Consider the following 18,633-nt stretch of genomic DNA (forward strand, 5'->3'; position numbering starts at 1 on the left):
TCCCTCTTGTTTTTTACATCAGCTACTCAGCTTGTTTCTTTTGCATGTGCCCAGGCTCCACTCGCAACCGTTCTTAATACGTAATCACGGAATGAGCCTGGCTGACGCCCCAGTGCCTGCTCAACCCCCTGCGTTGTGTGGCTGTTGCGGCCATCCATTACCACTGTAAAGAGTTCATTCATCAGCCACAGCTCGTCATCTGCCAGGCCTTGATGTCTGAGTGCCTGCAAAAATTGTGTAATAGTAATCGGGACAAAATTAACAGGTCTTTGAATTGCACAGGATATGATTCCGACACAATCACTGAAGGTTAAAAGTTCCGGCCCGGTGACTTCGAACAGCTGATTATTCAGTTGTGGCTTTGTCAGGCAGGCAAAGGCCACCTCGGCAATATCTTCGGCGTCGACAAAAGGTTCAGGGATATCGCAGCCAGGGAGGGCAACCTGGCCGTTCATAATGCTTTCAATCAGAAAACCTTCACTGAAATTCTGGTCAAACCAACTGGCGCGCACTACGTTCCAGTTCAGACCACTATTGATCAGCAGCTGTTCTGCTTGCTGTGCGCCATCTTCACCGCGACCTGAGAGCAGTACAATATGGTGAATGCCTGCTTCTCTGGCCAAACGAATGAAGTTCGAAATCGCCTGACGGGCAGGGGGGATAGCAAGATCGGGCTGAAAACAGACATAGGCTGACTGGCAACCCTGCATCGCTTCAGGCCACCCTTCGGGGGATTGCCAGTCAAAGGCGGGAAGTGTTGAACGGGATACTGCGCGGGTCTGATAACCTGCACGTTGCAACTGAGCGTTTACTCTGCGCCCGGTTTTACCATGTTTACCAATGATTAGTGTGGTATGGGGGTTCATCGGATTGTTCCTTTTAAGTATTTGGGTTTCAGCTTGTGTTTTAATCAACACTGACAGTATTGTGTAATTTGGATGGATATTTAATGCTTTTTTGGCTATATAAATTGATTATTCGTCCAGGCTTGGTCCTTGGGATTTACCCTTAGACTCAGGCCGTTCTTAGGAGGCCACCATGGATATCCCTTCAATATTGTTCCCCGAGGCTAATGATCCTTTAGGAGGAGCGCTGCACCAGTTGCGTCTGAATGGCAGCCTTTACTGTCGCTCGGAGCTGAGTGGTGACTGGTCGCTGGAGATGCCGCGACTGCCCGGGAAGATGATGTTTCATATCATTACTTCAGGTCAGTGTTGGTTGCAGGTGGAGGGTGAAGCCGCAGTATTGTTGCAGCAGGGATCCCTTGCTCTGGTGACACAGGGGCAGGGGCATATCATCAGCAGTGACCCGGAACTACCAGCAATCCCCCTTTTTGAAGCGGGCGTTCAGCAGGTCAGTGAGCGCTATGAAACACTGCAGATCAGAGGTGATGGCGCGGTCACAGAGCTGACTTGCGGAGTGATGGATTTCGATCAGGTCGCCGGACGGAAACTGATTCAACAGCTGCCTGCGGTATTATTACTCGACCAGCTGGATCAGCCAGGTCAGGGCTGGCTAAACAGTACGCTGGCATTTATTGCGACCGAAGCACGGCAATTGAAGTCCGGAGGTGAAACCATTATCACCAACCTGGCAGATATTCTGATTATCCTGCTGATTCGACACTGGCTGGAACAGTCTCCAGATGCACAGCGGGGTTGGCTAGGGGCTCTGCGCGACAAGCAGATCGGCACTGCGTTGCGTGCTATTCACCATCAACCTGAGAAAAACTGGACGGTTGATTCGCTGGCCCGAGAGTGCGGAATGTCGCGTTCAGGCTTTTCAGCACGGTTCTCGCAGCTGGTGGGTAATAGTGCAAAGTATTATCTGACTGAGTGGCGCATGAAGCTTGCCTACCAGCGACTCAGGCAGAGCCGTGTACCGCTGATTGTGCTGGCCGAAGAGCTGGGATATAACTCGGAAGCTGCGTTTTCCCGTGCTTTTAAACGGGTGATGGGTATTTCACCGGGAGAGGTGCAGGACTCTGTATCGAGTGGTTAAGAGTCAGGGGCTGGCGTATTGGATTGGACTGCCCCTCATGTTTCCACTTACTGTTTTTACAAAGTCTATTCCATAGTGATTGTTTCTATGTAAACATCGAGTGGCAAGGAATAAGCACAACTGATCCAGGGAATTAGAACGATGATGAATCGTATTAATGGTCATTTCAAAGATTATCTGCAGATAGACGACAGGTTGTCGTATTTCTCCATACTGAAAAAATCAGTCCCGAAAAATAGCGCCCTTAATATCAGTGCCTTAGAGCAAGAGCACATTTTTCAAAATTCAATTGAACATAATAGACGCCAACTTGTTGCATTTTTCCAAATGCCTTGTCGTCTATTTAGCTGTTAGGCAGACAAAAGGAGAATCAGCATGGCTTTGCCAGTCACTTCATTACTAGCGGGCATCTTTACGTTACTGATGGTGCCTTTGAGTCTTCAAATCTCGATGAGCCGCGCAAAGATCGGCGGTATTTCTGGAGGTCTCACATTCGGCGATGGTGGGGATGAAACTCTGCGCCGCAAGATCAGGGCACATGGCAATTTCATCGAGTACGCCCCCGCGGCGCTTATTGCACTCGGCCTCGTTGAGTACGGCGGAGGAGAAAAAACTCTCGTGCTCGGTCTTGCTGGTGCCTTCCTCATCAGTCGGCTGATACATGCTGGAGGAATGCTCTATACGTCCACACCGCTCCTTCGAGGTATAGGCATGCTCATACAACACATCGCTTTTATTATCGCTGGAGGTTGGCTTGTACTGCAAGTGGCTGCCTAACAAAGCCAAGCACAATCGGCCATACCAAAAGCACATGGGCTGGACCTCGCTGACGCTCGGCCTTGTGTTGGCTGCGTTATGTTCAGAACCATGAATGATGCGAAACTAGTAACGGTTGCCTCATATTCGTTCCCGTATGAGGCGCATATGGCAAGGGCCAGGTTGGAGGCCAGTGGTATTCCGGTATTTGTTGCGGACGAATATACGGTGAATATGCAGTGGCTTTATTCGAATGCGATCGGCGGGGTAAAAGTACAGGTGCCACTCCGTTTCGCCAATCAAGCCAAGGCTATTTTGGCGCAAGACTATTCCGATCTTTTGGACGAAGAATTTGGAAAAGACGAGGTTGTGTGCCCCAAATGCGGTAGTGCAGACGTTGAGCCATTTACTAAAGGTAAAAGGCCCGCATTCGTTGTCTTTCTGTTGCTGGGTTTTCCTCTGTTCTTTTGCCGACACGGAATAAGGTGCAAGTCATGCGGGCAATTCAGTCAAACATAACTATCGGCACCAGGCGCCCCCTCAAATGCGGCGCGGCTGCTTTTGGGGGATGCCTGAGCCGAGCCGTTATAACTTTACATGGAGGTATCGAGAAATGAATTTCAGAGTAATACTGTTAGCTACGGTTTTATTTGCGTCAACCCCTGGTTTCGCTGGATTTAGTAGCTACGAAAGCTTCAGCAGTGATGGTGGTGTAGTAGCCCCGATCGTTATCAATGATCAAGGGTTCTTTAACCTGGCGGTATCAGTTCAATTCGTCAGAGAACCCTATGAAAAATCTCCTTATGAGTCTGATGAATACCACGCATTGATCTCAAGGCTAAGTGTTGAGTGGCAAGGCTTAGCGATTCAAAATATCCTTGATACTCCGCCAATAGAACCCGCAGCTCTCAGTAACTTAAAGAAAGCGATTGAGACTGCTATCAATAAGTTAATAAAAGATACTAAATCTAAATATGGTATTAAAGATTCCACCGAAGTCGTGTACTCGATAGATAATTTTTACCTCATTGAAGCAGCCCGAGAATAAAAAATTATAACAAGGCGGTTCAAAACCGAGCGCTTTGCTCACTGGGACCTCCACTGCTACGCAGCTCCGGCCCCTAAATTAGGCGTTAGTAGTTCATATCAAGCAATGAGTGTGAAAGGAAACACATGAGCATAGTCAAATCTTCGATCAATGATGCTGAAGCTCTTTCAAGGATAATCAGCGAATCAAATAAGGATGTTGCGAAAGAGTTTGGCCTCAATATTGATAACAACCCAAAGCATCCCTCATTTTGTAATAAAGACTGGGTCTTGGCTGATTTTGATCGTGGTGAAGAGTATTTTATATACAAAAGTGGAGGTGCTGGTATTGGGTGTGTAGCTTTTGAAAACCCTAAGCCTGGTGTTACCTACTTGAATCGTCTTTCCGTGCTTCCTCAATATCGGTTCAATGGAGTAGGAGAAGAGCTGGTAAGGCATGTATTTAGCTATGCAGAAACGAAGAATATTCAAATAGTAAGCATCGGTATTATTGCTGAGCATATAAGGCTTAAGAGCTGGTATCTGAGACTAGGGTTTATAGAAGGGGAAATAAAGACCTTCCCACATCTTCCATTTGATGTTCAGTACATGAGTTTTGGGTTATAAAACTACTAACAAGTTGCAGCAGCATCGGCCCTTTGGACCTGGACTTGCTAACGCTCGCCGCTGTGCCGGCGTTAGGCGTCCTCGTAATGAAAAAAGGGATTTAAAGAGCAGCGCAGCATCGAAGAGTCTTTGAAAAGCGCCAGAGATCATCTGACTTGAGACCAGGGCTTCGGGATGCTTCACAGCAACAGATCTTTTAACGCCGTTGCAGTTTATCTCGTTGGTTTTCTAGCCGACGAAAACGCTCAGCCTTCCAGCTGTGATGCCTGATTCACCAGTTCTGGCAGACTCTCTGCGCGCATTTTGCTCATCACCCGGGAGCGATGCACTTCAACGGTTTTCGGACTGATACCCAGCTCTTCGGCGATCTCCCGGTTGGCTTTGCCACTGACGACCAGTGACATTACCTCACGCTCGCGCCGACTCAGGGTTTCGTACTGCTTGCGAACCTGCTCCTGTTGCTGGCGGTCGGCAAACATCTCATCCGCCTTAATCAGTGCATTCTGCACCAGCGGGATCAGTACTTCATCGTCGAATGGTTTTTCGAGAAAGTCGATGGCACCGTTTTTCATTGCGGTCACCGCCATGGGAATATCACCATGACCGCTGAGCACCACGATCGGCAGACGGATATCCCGTTCCAGCATTATTTGCTGTAGTGCGAGACCGTTAATTTCTGGCATACGCACATCCAGCAGCATACAGCCCTTATCGCCTTTATAGTTGCTGAGAAAGTCCCGGGCGGAGGAAAAGCTCTGGACCGGAAGGTCGTCACTTTCTAATAGCCACTGCATGGAGTCGCGAAAGTCATCGTCGTCATCAACAATAAAAACAGTGCCGCTGTATCTGGTCATGTTTGTAGGTCCTAGCCTTTCGCTGGAATTTTAATATAAAACTGAGTGCCTGATTTACCGTCGCTTTCCGCCCACAACTGTCCTCCGTGGGCCTCAATAATCGTGCGGGATATCGACAGGCCCATACCCAGACCGGTCGATTTTGAGGTAAAGAACGGTTCAAACAACTTACTTAAAATCTCGGTGCTGATGCCATTAGCATGGTCCGAAACGGATATGTAGACATAATCTTTAGCTCTCCGGGTGCTTATGATAACGGGACGATGACTTTTTTCACAGTCGTTATAAGCTTCGATTGCATTGCGGATCAGATTGACCAGCACCTGTTCGATCTGAATTTTATCCGCCAGGATCGGCAGGTCACCATGTTCCAGTTCAAACTGAAATGTTGTGTTGTGATCCAGCGCTTCCTGTTTGAGAAATTCGGCGATCTCCTGACAGCTTTCATTAAGGGAGAACTCCATTCGCTGGTATTCAGTTTTTTTGACGAAGCTGCGCATCCGCTTGACGATCTCGGCGGCGCGTTTGGCCTGCCGGGTGATCAGTTCCATCGATTTACCGATCTCTTCGACGGTGGTGATGCGACCCTCTTCAATACGCCGCATTGATCCACGGCAGTAATTGAGAATGGCGGCCAGCGGCTGATTGATCTCATGGGCCAGTCCTGAGGCCATCTCACCGACGGAAAGCAGGCGGGCGATGTGAGCCATCTCCAACTGGTTACGCTTCATCTCCTCTTCGGCTTTACGGCGCAGGGTAATATCCCGGCCAATGATTGAGTAGTACTCCACCTGCATATCATCGTTAAGGTTGCGGTGGGCGATAACTTCACGGATCTCAGCGGTACGGTCCCGCCCTGAGGGCAGCTGCATCTTGATACTGCCATACCAGGTGCCATGAGCCGCCGCATGACTAAGCGCATCCTGTACCAGGGTGGCAAATATCCTCGGTTCAAACATCTGCTCCAGATAGAACACCATCGGGTTTTCTTTCTCGGTACCGAGGGTGATATAGGTCGCCTCATTCATATAGGTCAGCTGCATGGTCTTATGGTTGCAGAACATGATCATATCGGACGATGCTTCTACCACCCGTGCCAGTCGGCGGGTTGCCTGCTGGGCCAGTGTCTGTTCGGTCACATCGCGGGAAACACACACCACTTCAATCGGTTTGCCGTCTGAATCCCGCAGGGTGCGGCTGGTGGTTTCCAGCCAGATATAGTGGCCGTTTTTATGCTTATAGCGAAAAACATTGGTGTACATTCCTTTACGGTAACGTACCGAATCTGAGCGCTTGATAAGGTTGTCGGCATCTTCCGGGTGAAACAGATCATAGCCCGCGGTGCCGATCATCTCTTCAACGGTATAGCCAAGCATCCGTTCAACCGCCGGGCTGACATCGAGAAACGTCCATTCAGGTGTCGGCGTGTGGCGGGAGATCATATCGGTGGACTGTTCAACCAGAAAGCGGGAGCGTTCTCCCTCATCCATTTCGCTGATCGCTTTCAGTTCTTGTTCTATACTCATTATTGCTCGCTGATCAGGGAAAAACCCCTAAAAATATTATCCGGTGCTGAGTCTTGCGCTGCTTTCGACTTAAGACTAGCTTGTTTAGTCAGGGTAATTACGTATTATAACCGATGCAATCAGGGTAAACCCTAGTCTGTGAGTATTTAATATAGGTTTATAAAATAATATTACTGCGCCTGCTGGAAGAACCCGGACGCGGTATGCTTCAGGGCTAACTATTATGTCAGAACACGCGAATCCCTATCAGTTCGGGCTGGATAAAAACAGCGCGAATTTCTCAGCGATGAGTCCATTGAGTTTCATTGAACGCTCTGCCTGGGTGTATCCAAACCATCTTGCGGTGGTTCACCAGCAAACCCGCCGAACCTGGTCAGAGACCTATAACCGCTGTCGTCAGCTAGCCAGTGCGCTGAGCCAGAAAGGGATAGGCGAGGGTGATACGGTGGCGGTGATGGCACCCAACCTGCCAGAACTGTTTGAAGCCCATTTTGGGGTGCCGATGTGTGGTGCAGTCCTGAATGCATTGAATGTCCGCTTAGACGCTGAAGCGATCGCCTTTATTCTGCAGCACGGTGAAGCGAAAGTGGTGATGGTCGATCGGGAATTCTCCGACGTGATTGCAAAGGCGCTGAAAATGATTCCTCACAAGCCGTTGGTGATCGATATCGATGATCCCTATTACGAAGGAGGCAGCCTGATCGGCAGTTGTGATTATGAAGCCTTTATTGGTACAGGTGATCCTGAGTCTGACTGGCAGATGCCGGATGATGAGTGGAACGCGATCAGTCTGAATTATACCTCCGGTACCACTGGTAATCCGAAAGGGGTTGTCTATCACCATCGCGGCGCCTATCTGAATGCGATGAGTAATATTGTCTGCTGGGATATGGGGCATCACCCGGTCTATCTCTGGACCCTGCCGATGTTTCACTGTAATGGCTGGTGCTTCCCCTGGAGCCTTGCGGCATCCGCTGGAGTGAGCGTCTGTCTGCGGCATGTGCGGGCTGATGATATTTATGCTGCTATTAAGCAGGAGAAAGTGAATCATTTCTGCGGCGCACCGATTGTACTGAATATGTTGAATAACGCCCCGGATGAGATGAAATCGGGTATCGGTCACGCGGTCAAAGTGATGACGGCGGGGGCCGCTCCTCCGGCTGCGGTGATTCAGGGGATGGAGAAGATGGGCTTCACGGTCACCCATGTGTATGGACTGACCGAGACTTATGGTCCTTCGGTGGTGTGTGAGTGGCATCAGGAGTGGAATGATCGCACCGATGATGAGATCGCCAGGCTTAAATCCCGTCAGGGGGTAAGGGCGCCGATGCTGGATGGTCTGATGGTTGCCGATCCGGTGACTATGGAACCCGTGCCTCAGGATGGCCTGACCATGGGGGAGATTTTTATGCGCGGTAATCTGGTGATGAAGGGCTATCTGAAAAACCCAACGACCACGGAAGAAAGCTTTTCCGGTGGCTGGTTCCATTCCGGTGATCTGGCGGTGTGGCACCCGGATGGCTATATCGAGATCAAGGACCGTTCTAAGGACATCATCATTTCCGGTGGCGAGAATATCTCCTCTATCGAAGTGGAAGATGTGCTGTATCGCAACAGCAGCGTAATGGAAGCGGCGGTTGTTGCCCGTGATGATGAAAAGTGGGGCGAGGTGCCCTGTGCCTTTGTCAGCCTGAAAGAGGGCGCCGAGGTCACCGAGCAGGAGATTATTGACTTCTGTCGCGAAAATATGGCGAACTTTAAAGCGCCCAAAAAGGTTGTGTTTGGTCCGTTACCGAAAACCTCTACCGGTAAAATTCAGAAGTTTGTGCTGCGGGATAAAGCTAACGATAAATAATGTCTGATTAGTCGCTGCTATTCGAGCACTGAATCTTGTCAGAGGCCAGAGGGTAAGTCTCACTGTTGTTGGCAGCGCATAGCTTAGCAATAGCTAATTTTAAAAGAGATCTTCGGATCTCTTTTTTTACCGAGACTATTCATATCTGGCACTCAGCTCCAGATACTCAGAGGTGGGTCATTCGAGACTGCTGACACGATACTTTTGCAGGTGACAATGCCTACGGTAGCTCCATAATTATCGACCACGGGCAGTGTTTCAAGGTTGTAATGATGCATCACCTGGGCTGCCCGACGAATACTGGTAACCGGTTCGGCAGTGATAACATCGCCTGCAAGATATTGCTGTGCTGTGGTTATTTTCAGGAAGCCCAGCTCTTCACCGGTTTGCGTTAACTGAGCGAACACGGAGGCGTAGGATATCATCCCAATAATGCAGTTATGTGTATTAACTACCGGAAGTTCATTAAAGGGACTTTGCTGTATTTTTAAAAGGGCGCTGTAGGCTGAGATATCCGCTGGCAGGTTGGTGAACGCCCGGCTCATCACCTCGTAAAGGTGATGAAGTTCATCTTTTGGCTGAGCATGGATCAGCTCGCGATAGGCATCAAGTGCGTTCTGGTTAATTTTGTCAGTGGCCGGGCTCCGCGTGGTTGATTGCTGGCTGGCACTGTCGTTAATCACGGCGGATCGGGCTTTGTACAGGACTTCGAGTGTGTCGTGAAATGTCCGCCCGTTGGAGCTATATATTGAGAACACTGGCTACCTCCGCAGACAACTTATAAAGTGTATGTCACCGGACGATGTTACGGGCTTGGCTCCGTTTCAGATCAGCTAATGCCCGTTTACAGTGAGTTTTTGATCTGATCCCTTATCGCTTCCGCTTCTCTTTTGCGCTCTTCAAGTTGAGCGATATCGCTGCTGGTGAGGCCTTTTTCACGCAATGCGAAGTCTATCTGCCGCAGCGCTTTATCGGTTGCACCGATGAGCAGGAAGTATTCGATGCGGGCTTCGTGAACGCCCAGAGTATTGCCGGCCAGTCCCTGAGTCTCAGCCAACTGATACCAGATGTAGCTGTTTGACGGATGTTGCTGGCTCAGCTCGGTGAGAATCCGGGCTGATTTTTTAAACTGGTTATTCGCTCTGAGTGCTTTGGCGTACAGTTGGCGAACCGGGTAACTGTCCGGATAGAGTTTGTTGAGTAACTCCAGTCGTTGCAGGGCCTTCTCCGGCTCAGCGGCAGCCAGCTCCAGTTCGGCATAACTGAGACGGACATACAGGTGTTGACGGAGGTTATCCGGCAGACCGTTCAGGGTCTGGGTTGCCTGTTGGAAATCTCTGTTCTGCATCAGCGCCAGAGCCAGACCATATCGGCTCATAGGGTTACTCTCGGCACTTTCCTGATAGGTTTTGATTAGCTGTCTGAGGTCGCTGGTATAGTGCACTTCGATCCGCTTTCTGATCAGCTGAAAATTGTATCGCTGGGGTTTGAACGCCGGTTTTGGTAACTGGCTGGCACGGTTTTCAGCATCGGCAATCCGCGATTCTGTGACCGGGTGGGTAAGCAGAAACTCCGGAGGTTTCTGGCCTATGAAGCGCCCTGAACGCTGGATACGGGAGAACATCCGTGACATTGCGTAGGGATCAAAGCCTGAGTTAACCAGATTTAGCATGCCGATACGGTCTGCTTCCTGCTCATTCCTACGGGTGAAATTTATCCCGGCCTGCTGGCCGGCAGCCATTGATGAGGTGATACCAGCCATACCCGCCTGAGCGTCTGCGGAGGCGACCAGAATACTGGCGAGAATGCCGGCCAGCATCAGTGGTGTGTTGCGGCGGCTTTCCTCGAGTTGCTGAGCATAGTGGCGCTGAGACAGGTGCGCCAGCTCATGGGCGATTACGGAAGCCAGCTCCGCCTCGTCTTTGGCTCCGAGAAGCAGGCCGGCATTGATGCCGACGACGCCCCCGGGGACCGCAAAAGCGTTAAGCGCCGGGTTGTCGAGGACAATCAGTTCGAGGCGGTGATCCTGCAACTGACTGCTGGCTGCAATCTGCCATAGCAGGCCATCAATATAGTTGACGATGAGCGGGTCGCCATATTCAGGCGCCTGGCCACGCAGCAGTCGTGCCCAGGTACGGCCCAGCTGGAACTCCTGCTCGAGGGAGATGGTGCCGGAGCTGCTGGCGATAAGGGGCAGGTCGTCGGCCTGAGCAGGTGTGACTGGGTTGAGTGCCAGGATCCCTGCCAGCAGATAACATGAAAGTCCGGTTCGCAAATCGTTGATCCTTATACTTAGATTACCACTGTAACAAAAACAGTTAAGCGTAATTGTGGATTATAATAACCCGGTTTTTGGTATATATTGCAGACCTCTTATCTGTATCAGGAATAATTCCATGACTGAGACCCACTGGGATGAACAACTCGATGCCCGCGGCCTGAATTGCCCGCTGCCGCTGTTGAAAGCGAAGCAGGCGTTACATAAGCTGGAACCGGGTAAAGTCCTTAAAGTGGTCGCGACCGATGCCGGATCGCAGCGGGATTTCAAGGCTTTTGTTGATCAGTCTGACCATCAGATGCTGGAATCGTTCAGCGCTGATGGTCAGTATACCTATATTATCCAGCGCGGCTAAACAGGGAGCAGAGCGTGAGAAAAATTTTCAGCAAATGGATCGACAATTACTTCTCAAACGAGGAGGTAATGCTTTTGTTGGTGCTGCTGGCAGGTGCATTGGGGGTTATTCTTTATCTGGGTCAGGCGTTGACCCCGGTGTTTACCAGTATCATCCTGGCGTTCCTGATGCAGGGAATGATCGTCTGGTTAAAAGAGCACAATGTTCCCCATCTGGCATCGGTAATGCTGGTTTTTACTCTGTTTATCAGTGTGTTGCTGTCTCTGCTTCTGTTTATTATCCCGCTGGCCTGGAAGCAGTCGGTTAATCTGTTTAACGAGTTGCCGGGGATGGTGAGTCAGGCCAAGAAAGTCCTGTTATTGCTGCCACAGCAGTATCCGGATATCTTTTCAGAGCAGCAGATTACCCAGATCATTGATCTGGCGACCACCGAGTTGAGAAAAGTGGGGCAGATGGTGGTGACCTACTCCCTGAACTCCATCACCGGGCTGGTTGCGCTGCTTATCTATGTGGTTCTGGTACCTATTCTGATCTTTTTCTTTCTTAAGGATGGCAGCAGTCTGGTGCGCTGGTGGGTTTCATTTCTGCCACAGAAGCGGGAGATGCTGACTCAGGTGTGGACCGAAATGGATCAGCAGATTGCCAACTATGTACGGGGTAAAGTGATTGAGATCTTTATCGTCGGTTCGGTGACCTATATTGCTTTTGCCCTTCTCGGGATCGACTATGCAGCGCTGCTGGGAATCATGGTCGGTTTATCAGTGCTGATCCCCTACATCGGGGCGGCACTGGTGACTTTGCCTGTGGCGCTGATAGGCTTTTTTCAGTGGGGCTGGACCAATGAGTTCTGGTACCTGATGCTGGCCTACGGCATTATTCAGGCGCTGGATGGCAACGTACTGGTGCCACTGCTGTTTTCTGAAGCGGTTAACCTCCACCCGGTCTCAATTATTATTGCGGTCTTGGTGTTTGGCAGTATCTGGGGATTCTGGGGGGTATTTTTTGCAATACCACTGGCCACCCTCATCAAGGCCATACTTAACGCCTGGCCTAAAAGCCACTCGTTTATTCAGGATAGCGGCGGTACAGGGCAGGGTTGATTACAGGAAAAGCCGGCATCAGCCGGCTTTTTCTTTCTGAGATTCAGGTATTTAACTCCTGATCAGAGCGTCTGGGCTGCGGCTAATACCTCTGCGACATGCTCTTTTACTTTGACTTTACGCCACTCCTTTCGCAGTACACCCTGGGCATCAATAAGGAAGGTGCTGCGCTCGATACCCATATGCTCCTTGCCATACAGTTTTTTAAGTTGGATCACATCAAACAGTTTACACAGTGCTTCATCGGGATCACTGATCAGTTCAAACGGGAATGACTGTTTGGCTTTGAAATTTTCATGGGCGCGCATGCCGTCGCGGGAAACGCCGAACACCTGTGTGTTGGCCGCCTGGAACTGGGCGTACATATCGCGAAAGTCCTGACCTTCTGTGGTGCAGCCAGGCGTGCTGTCCTTTGGATAGAAGTAGATGACCACGTTGGAACCTTTCAGTTCTGACAACGTCACAGTGGTATTACTGGTGGCTGCTGCGGTGAAGTCGGTTACTGGTTGATCAATCGTTGGCTGGCTCATACTTATTCCTTAAAAATCTGACTTAAAAACTACGCTTATCTGACCGAGATCAGTTAGAATGATACGCTTTTTATACGATAACAGATTACACAGTTTTGGCAGCCTCTTAAAACATCGTTTTTTGAATATTCAGATTACGCTAACGTATTGAGCTTAAATGGGTTGAGCCGCATATCGCAGGCAAGTACCATAGACCATTCTGTATACCTCTTGATGGAGACCATGATGATTACTGGCAGCATTGTTGCTCTTGTTACCCCGATGAATACTAACGGTGATGTCGATTGGGATGCACTGGATAAACTGGTAGATTTTCATCTGGAAAAGGGTACCGATTCCATAGTCGCAGTCGGTACCAGCGGCGAATCAGCAACGCTGAGTTGTGATGAGCATTGTCAGGTAATCAAACGGGTCGTCGAGCGTGTTGGGGGAGCAATCCCGGTTATCGCCGGCACCGGTGCTAACTCAACCCGGGAAGCGATTGAGCTGACTGAAGCGGCGAAGGGTGTTGGTGCGGATGCCTGCCTGCTGGTGACTCCCTATTACAATAAACCAACCCAGGAAGGTTTGTATCAGCACTTTAAAGCCATCGCTGAAGCCGTTGATATCCCACAGATACTTTATAACGTTCCCGGACGTACGGCCTGCGATATGCTACCGGAAACCGTTCTGCGCCTGGCTGAGGTATCAAATATCATCGGAATCAAGGAAGCGACGGGGAATCTTGAGCGTGCCAAAGCGTTAATCGAGGCTGCTCCAAAAGAGTTCGCGATCTACTCTGGTGATGATGAAACCGCGGTTGAGCTGATGTTGCTGGGGGGCGATGGAAATATATCTGTGACTGCAAATGTTGCTCCGGCGCAGATGGGTGAGCTTTGCCGCCTGGCTATTGCCGGTGAGACTGAAGCTGCCCGTGCGATTCAGGCTTCGCTGATGCCTTTGCATAAAGCGATGTTTGTTGAGTCCAACCCGATTCCGGTTAAATGGGCTGTCGCTGAGATGGGGCTGATGGGGCAGGGTATTCGGTTACCGCTGACCGTTCTGTCTGAGCAGTATCACACTCAGGTGCGTGACGCCCTGAAAACCTGCGAAATTATCTGAAACTAACGGACGAGCATAATGAGAATAATTGCCTTGTTGCCTCTGGCGGCAGCTGTATTGAGTGTTGCCGGATGTGGTTCATACTCAAACCCGATTTACGGCGAGAATGGACTTATCAACGATCGTAGCCAGAACTATGAAGAGGCTAAGGCAACCAAACGGCTGGAACTGCCACCGGCGATGCAGTCCCGCTCTAAAGCGATGCAGGATATACTGGAAATTCCGAGTGCGGGTCAGACCGCTTCGGAGAGAACCGCTGAGTTTATTGTGCCTCGTCCTGAGTTTTTCTATGCCGATGCCGGTAGCAGCACCGTTAACCTGAAACGTCAGGGTGATGAAAAAGTTCTGATTGTCGACGAGCCTGTTGGCGATGTCTGGGTGCAATTGCAGGACTTCTGGCGTTTTAACAATGTTGCTCTGGCAAAGTCTGCACCTCAACAGGGTGTGATGGAGACAGACTGGGTCGATACAGAAGGTGAAGAGTTAAGCTTCGTCGACAGTATGATCAAGCATCTGACATTCCAGGATATTGAGGGTCCGGTCAGTGATAAACTGCGGGTATCGGTGCGTCCGGTGGCTGATAATTTTGACCGTACTACTATCTCGATGCAGCATATACGGGTTCCTCAGGAACAGAAGAACCAGCCGGTTAACTGGTCAACTGATGCCGCGGATGTTGGTTATAAAAGTGATATGATGTTCGAAATGCTGCGTTACCTGAGCAAATCGACCAATAATACCGCTACCAGTCTCAGTCTGCTGGAGATGCAGCGTCAGCGTAGTGATCAGCCACAGATGGGCCGCGACTCCAAAGGTTTCCCGGCGCTGAAGATTACCGTGCCGGTTGATCAGGCCTGGAATCAGATCAACAGCGCGATCGATAAAACGGCGCTGGATGTTGGTACCCGGGATCAGCAAACCGGTGTTATCTATATGACCTACACCACCTCAACGCCGTTTGACGAGACTGAAAAGATGGGCTTCTTTGAGTGGCTTCACTCTGACCGTAAGGCGATTACTTTCGATTCCGGTCGTGTCGGCGAGGTGCTAGGCTTTGGTGGTAGTGAGGATCCTGATGAGCCTTCGTACAGTTCCAAGCAGTACTCTGTAGAGGGGGCTGAAGCTGTCGATGGCGATCAGCAGTACACTATTGATGATGAAACTGATGATGCCAACCGCAAGGGATTCAAGGTCTGGTTGGGCGGAGAAGTGATCTATATCTTCGGTGATAATCAGGATGGCGTCTATAATGACAAGTCAGGAAAGTATGAACATGTTGGCCAATATCAGCTGCATATGAATCGTACCTCTGACGGTGTGTTCCTGACCGTTAAGACTCCGGATGGTTATTCTGCGCCAGCGGTGATTGCAGATGAGATCCTCTGGGAGATCAAAGAACAGATCTGATTTCAGAACCGGGCAGAGCCCGGTTTTCAGAGCGAAAATACAAGGGACCTTCTGAAGAGCAGGTCCCTTTTTTTTTAAGAGATTTAATATAAGCTTTTAGTTGAAAGCTTTTATATCTGAAAAATAAGGGTGAATAGCAATGAAAGCAGTATTTCTTGATCTGCACAGCCTTGATTGTGATGATCTGAATCTGACGGCACTGGAAGCTCAGTTCAGTAGTTTTCAGGCATATCCGGCGACTGCTTCTCAACAGGTAGTCAAGCGGATCGCCGGTGCTGATGTAGTGATTACCAATAAGGTGGTTCTGGATAGAGAGATGCTTTCTGCGACCACTCAGCTGAAACATGTCTGTATTGCCGCGACCGGCACCAATAATGTCGACCTGCAGGCGGCCTCAGAGTTGGGAATTACGGTGTCGAACTGCCAGGCCTATGGTACGGAGTCGGTTTCTCAGCATGTTATGGCGCTGATGCTGGCGTTGCACACTAATCTGATTGCTTACAACGAAGCGGCTCGCAACGGTCGCTGGGCCCGTGCTGAACAGTTTTGCCTGCTTGATTATCCGATTCAGGAGCTCAGCGGCAAGACACTGGGCATTGTTGGCTATGGCAATCTGGGATCCGGGGTGGCGCAGCTGGCGGGTGCTTTCGGTATGAATGTTGTTGTCGCGCAACGTGCCGGAGGCGATACGGTCGGTGGTCGGTTGTCGATGGAGGAACTGTTGCCGCAGGTTGATGTGTTGAGTTTGCACTGTCCGCTGAACGAGCAGACCCGTGATCTGATCGATGCGAATGCCATCGAGAAAATGAAAACCGGTGCCTTTCTGATTAACGCGTCCCGTGGTGGAATTGTTAATGAAAGGGATCTGGCGGATGCATTGCGCCGCGGCAAGCTTGCCGGGGCGGCCACCGATGTATTGAGCGAAGAACCACCTGTGAATGGTAATCCGCTACTGGCGGATGATATCCCGAATCTGATTATTACCCCGCACTGCGCCTGGGGAAGTATTCAGGCGCGTCAGCGAATTGTTGATCAGGTGGTTGAAACCATTGCCGGGCTGAAAGCCGGAGAAAAGATCCGGATGGTAAATTAGACCGGCCCGTTAGCGCCATTAAAAGGGAACCGGTGAGGTGAACTTGACCGTCTCGCCACTGACCGGGTGGCTGAAACTGAGAGTCTGTGCATGCAGCAGTAAGCGTTCAGAGCGTGCGATCTGGGGGGCTGAAGCATAGAAGCGGTCACCCAGAATCGGGTGGCCGAGAAACTGCATATGAACCCGTAGTTGATGTGAGCGACCGGTAACCGGAGTCAGTTCGACCCGGCTGGCATCGTCTAGCCGTTCAATTACCCGCCAATGGGTCAGCGCCGCCTTGCCCTGCTGATGATCGATTATCTGCAGCGGGCGGTTATCCCAGTCACACCGTAGTGGCTGGTTGACACTGCCTGATTGCTGCTGCAGGTTGCCGGCAATAACTGCCTGATAGGATTTAGCGGTTTTGCGATCCTGAAACTGGATGCTGAGGTTGCGATGACTTTGCGCGTTCAGGGCTAACACCATAACCCCTGAAGTCGCATAATCGAGCCGGTGGACAATTCTGGCTGTTGGGAAGTGCTGCTGAACTCTGCGCCAGAGGCAGTCCTGCTTTGCCTCACCACGACCGGGGACCGATAGCAGGTCAGCTGCCTTATTAACAACTACGATCTCATCATCAGCAAAGAGGATGTTACTCGCTTCAGTTCCGGCGTTCATCTCAGCGGCTGATACCCTTGCCGGCAAACAGTTTCTTTTTCCGGGCTTTCTTTTTCCCGCGGACAAACAGTGCCATCGACTCGATGTGGTGGGTTTGTGGGAACATATCCATTACCAGAAATTCCCTGAGATGATAGCCTTCTTCGCCGAGTAGCCGGCTGTCCCGCGCGAGAGCACCCGGATTGCAGGAGATGTAGAGAATCAGCTCCGGCCTGAGGCTACAGATCTGTGGTATCAGTGTGGCGGCACCGGTGCGCGGTGGGTCGAGAATGATTTTGTTGTAGCTCTGTCTGAACCACTGTAAACCCTTCAGATTATCTGCCAGGTTGGCGCAGAAGAAGCGGCAGTTCTGCAGTTGATTGTGTAGCGCGTTGCGTTCGGCTTGCTCTACCATCGAGAGGCTTCCCTCGACACCCGTTACCGATGCGCCGGTGCGCGCCACCGGAAGTGAAAAGTTGCCCAGGCCACAAAACAGATCGAGTACCTGGTCTTCCGGCTTCAGCTCCAGCAACTGGCAGGCTTTGTGCAGCATCTGCTGATTGATTTCGGCATTTACCTGAATGAAATCACCGGGACGAAACTTAAGTTCCAGCTGATTCAGCGTGTAGCTGGTTAAGCTGTCAATGTCCGGGTCTGAATCCGATCCGATCACCTGCAGCTGTAAACTCAGCCCGTAATGTGTGGCCAGCGCGGTGAAAACATCCCGATGTTCATCGCTGAGTTGTTTTTTTAATCTTAGTGACAGATAGCCACCCTGATCGCCCAGATCGACATCCAGCTGAGTAATATACTTAATATCACCCGTGTCTCTGAGTGCCTCTCTGACCCGGCTGAATATATCGGCTACCCGTGAATCGAGCACTGCGCAGCTGTCAATCTGGCAGAGCAGGTGGCTGCCACGCCGGCGAAAACCGACAATGGGTTCGCCATCAAATAGCTGATTGATACCGATGCGGGCGCTGCGACGATAATTCCAGTTGGTTGCAGTCAGCGCAGTGCTGATCTTCTCTGGCTGGGTATGGCCGATGCGCTGCAATTGTTCCAGTACCTGAGTCTGTTTCAATTCGATCTGGGCATCGTTATCCAGGTGTTGCAGGTCACAACCGCCGCACTGTTGATAATGTGGGCAGGCCGGATCAATCCGGTGGCTTGAGGCGGCAACAACTGTTTCGGTGTATCCCAGATAAAAGCGGGCTTTCTCTTCGCTCAGTCGTGCCAGAACCTGTTCGCCAGGGAGTGCATTGTCGATAAACGCTGCTTTACCCTGATAGCGCCCAACACCGCGGCCATCATAGCTGAGGGATTCGATACTCAGCTCTACCGGCTCAGTCGGTAAAGGGTGAGCGGACTTACGGGCCGGGGGCTGGTTTGGGGTATGGGAACGGTTCTGTTTCATGTGCTTCTCCTGACGAAGCGCGGATTCTACCAGTGAAGAGAGATTAAAGCATTAAAGTCGGCCGAAAGCGC

General features: G+C 50.7%; 19 protein-coding genes. 11 read left to right on the top strand and 8 right to left on the bottom strand.

What is annotated here, in order from left to right; genetic code table 11:
* Positions 1-26: 26 nt before the first annotated feature.
* Entirely contained in the window at positions 27-866 is an 840-nt protein-coding gene (locus KDX31_07315) for an NAD(P)H-binding protein (GenBank protein ID UTW04799.1), read from the bottom strand.
* Positions 867-1,038: 172 nt separating this feature from the next.
* Here KDX31_07315 and KDX31_07320 point away from each other — a divergent pair, with 172 nt between their 5' ends.
* The 5 genes from KDX31_07320 to KDX31_07340 all read left to right on the top strand — a co-directional run bounded on the left by KDX31_07320 (position 1,039) and on the right by KDX31_07340 (position 4,410).
* Positions 1,039-2,001 carry an AraC family transcriptional regulator gene (locus KDX31_07320; GenBank protein ID UTW04800.1) on the top strand — a complete coding sequence of 321 codons (963 nt, stop codon included), beginning with the start codon at positions 1,039-1,041 and terminating at the stop codon, positions 1,999-2,001.
* 375 nt (positions 2,002-2,376) lie between these two features.
* A complete protein-coding gene (locus KDX31_07325) occupies positions 2,377-2,778 on the top strand; it encodes an MAPEG family protein (GenBank protein UTW04801.1) in 402 nt (133 codons plus the stop codon).
* Between the two features lie 90 nt (positions 2,779-2,868).
* On the top strand, positions 2,869-3,276 hold the full coding sequence (locus KDX31_07330) for a DUF2007 domain-containing protein (protein UTW04802.1): 408 nt from the start codon (positions 2,869-2,871) through the stop codon (positions 3,274-3,276).
* A gap of 94 nt (positions 3,277-3,370) precedes the next feature.
* Positions 3,371-3,805 carry a hypothetical protein gene (locus tag KDX31_07335; protein ID UTW04803.1) on the top strand — a complete coding sequence of 145 codons (435 nt, stop codon included), beginning with the start codon at positions 3,371-3,373 and terminating at the stop codon, positions 3,803-3,805.
* 125 nt (positions 3,806-3,930) lie between these two features.
* A complete protein-coding gene (locus KDX31_07340) occupies positions 3,931-4,410 on the top strand; it encodes a GNAT family N-acetyltransferase (protein ID UTW04804.1) in 480 nt (159 codons plus the stop codon).
* Between the two features lie 245 nt (positions 4,411-4,655).
* On the opposite strand, the gene KDX31_07345 is transcribed toward KDX31_07340, so the two are convergent.
* Complete coding sequence (locus KDX31_07345; GenBank protein ID UTW04805.1) at positions 4,656-5,264, bottom strand: response regulator transcription factor; 609 nt, start codon at positions 5,262-5,264, stop codon at positions 4,656-4,658.
* An 11-nt stretch (positions 5,265-5,275) separates the two neighbouring features.
* Entirely contained in the window at positions 5,276-6,790 is a 1,515-nt protein-coding gene (locus KDX31_07350; protein UTW04806.1) for a PAS domain S-box protein, read from the bottom strand.
* A 223-nt stretch (positions 6,791-7,013) separates the two neighbouring features.
* Here KDX31_07350 and KDX31_07355 point away from each other — a divergent pair, with 223 nt between their 5' ends.
* A complete protein-coding gene (locus KDX31_07355; GenBank protein UTW04807.1) occupies positions 7,014-8,645 on the top strand; it encodes an acyl-CoA synthetase in 1,632 nt (543 codons plus the stop codon).
* A 152-nt stretch (positions 8,646-8,797) separates the two neighbouring features.
* Here the strand turns inward: KDX31_07355 and KDX31_07360 are convergent, their stop codons facing one another.
* Positions 8,798-9,403, bottom strand: a complete 606-nt coding sequence (locus KDX31_07360) for a CBS domain-containing protein (GenBank protein UTW04808.1) — start codon at positions 9,401-9,403, stop codon at positions 8,798-8,800.
* Between the two features lie 86 nt (positions 9,404-9,489).
* Positions 9,490-10,920 carry a M48 family metallopeptidase gene (locus KDX31_07365; protein ID UTW04809.1) on the bottom strand — a complete coding sequence of 477 codons (1,431 nt, stop codon included), beginning with the start codon at positions 10,918-10,920 and terminating at the stop codon, positions 9,490-9,492.
* A gap of 121 nt (positions 10,921-11,041) precedes the next feature.
* Between KDX31_07365 and KDX31_07370 the strand changes: the two genes are divergently transcribed.
* On the top strand, positions 11,042-11,278 hold the full coding sequence (locus KDX31_07370; protein ID UTW04810.1) for a sulfurtransferase TusA family protein: 237 nt from the start codon (positions 11,042-11,044) through the stop codon (positions 11,276-11,278).
* Positions 11,279-11,292: 14 nt separating this feature from the next.
* Positions 11,293-12,378: an AI-2E family transporter gene (locus KDX31_07375; GenBank protein ID UTW04811.1), complete on the top strand. Its 1,086-nt coding sequence runs from the start codon at positions 11,293-11,295 to the stop codon at positions 12,376-12,378.
* A 62-nt stretch (positions 12,379-12,440) separates the two neighbouring features.
* Here KDX31_07375 and KDX31_07380 read toward each other — a convergent pair whose 3' ends face one another.
* The gene (locus tag KDX31_07380; GenBank protein UTW04812.1) at positions 12,441-12,908 is read right to left on the bottom strand and encodes a peroxiredoxin; all 468 of its coding nucleotides are present in this window, start codon (positions 12,906-12,908) and stop codon (positions 12,441-12,443) included.
* A 225-nt stretch (positions 12,909-13,133) separates the two neighbouring features.
* Between KDX31_07380 and KDX31_07385 the strand changes: the two genes are divergently transcribed.
* The 3 genes from KDX31_07385 to KDX31_07395 all read left to right on the top strand — a co-directional run bounded on the left by KDX31_07385 (position 13,134) and on the right by KDX31_07395 (position 16,509).
* Positions 13,134-14,009: a 4-hydroxy-tetrahydrodipicolinate synthase gene (locus tag KDX31_07385; GenBank protein UTW04813.1), complete on the top strand. Its 876-nt coding sequence runs from the start codon at positions 13,134-13,136 to the stop codon at positions 14,007-14,009.
* A gap of 18 nt (positions 14,010-14,027) precedes the next feature.
* Complete coding sequence (bamC, locus tag KDX31_07390; protein ID UTW04814.1) at positions 14,028-15,416, top strand: outer membrane protein assembly factor BamC; 1,389 nt, start codon at positions 14,028-14,030, stop codon at positions 15,414-15,416.
* 139 nt (positions 15,417-15,555) lie between these two features.
* Positions 15,556-16,509, top strand: coding sequence for a 2-hydroxyacid dehydrogenase (locus KDX31_07395; GenBank protein UTW04815.1), 954 nt, complete (start codon positions 15,556-15,558; stop codon positions 16,507-16,509).
* Between the two features lie 18 nt (positions 16,510-16,527).
* Here KDX31_07395 and KDX31_07400 read toward each other — a convergent pair whose 3' ends face one another.
* Together KDX31_07400 and rlmD are read right to left on the bottom strand one after the other, a co-directional pair.
* Positions 16,528-17,166 carry an RluA family pseudouridine synthase gene (locus KDX31_07400; GenBank protein UTW04816.1) on the bottom strand — a complete coding sequence of 213 codons (639 nt, stop codon included), beginning with the start codon at positions 17,164-17,166 and terminating at the stop codon, positions 16,528-16,530.
* Between the two features lies 1 nt (position 17,167).
* The gene (rlmD, locus tag KDX31_07405) at positions 17,168-18,562 is read right to left on the bottom strand and encodes a 23S rRNA (uracil(1939)-C(5))-methyltransferase RlmD (protein UTW04817.1); all 1,395 of its coding nucleotides are present in this window, start codon (positions 18,560-18,562) and stop codon (positions 17,168-17,170) included.
* Positions 18,563-18,633 lie beyond the last annotated feature (71 nt).

Source organism: Amphritea atlantica (assembly GCA_024397875.1).
GTDB lineage: Bacteria > Pseudomonadota > Gammaproteobacteria > Pseudomonadales > Balneatricaceae > Amphritea > Amphritea atlantica_B.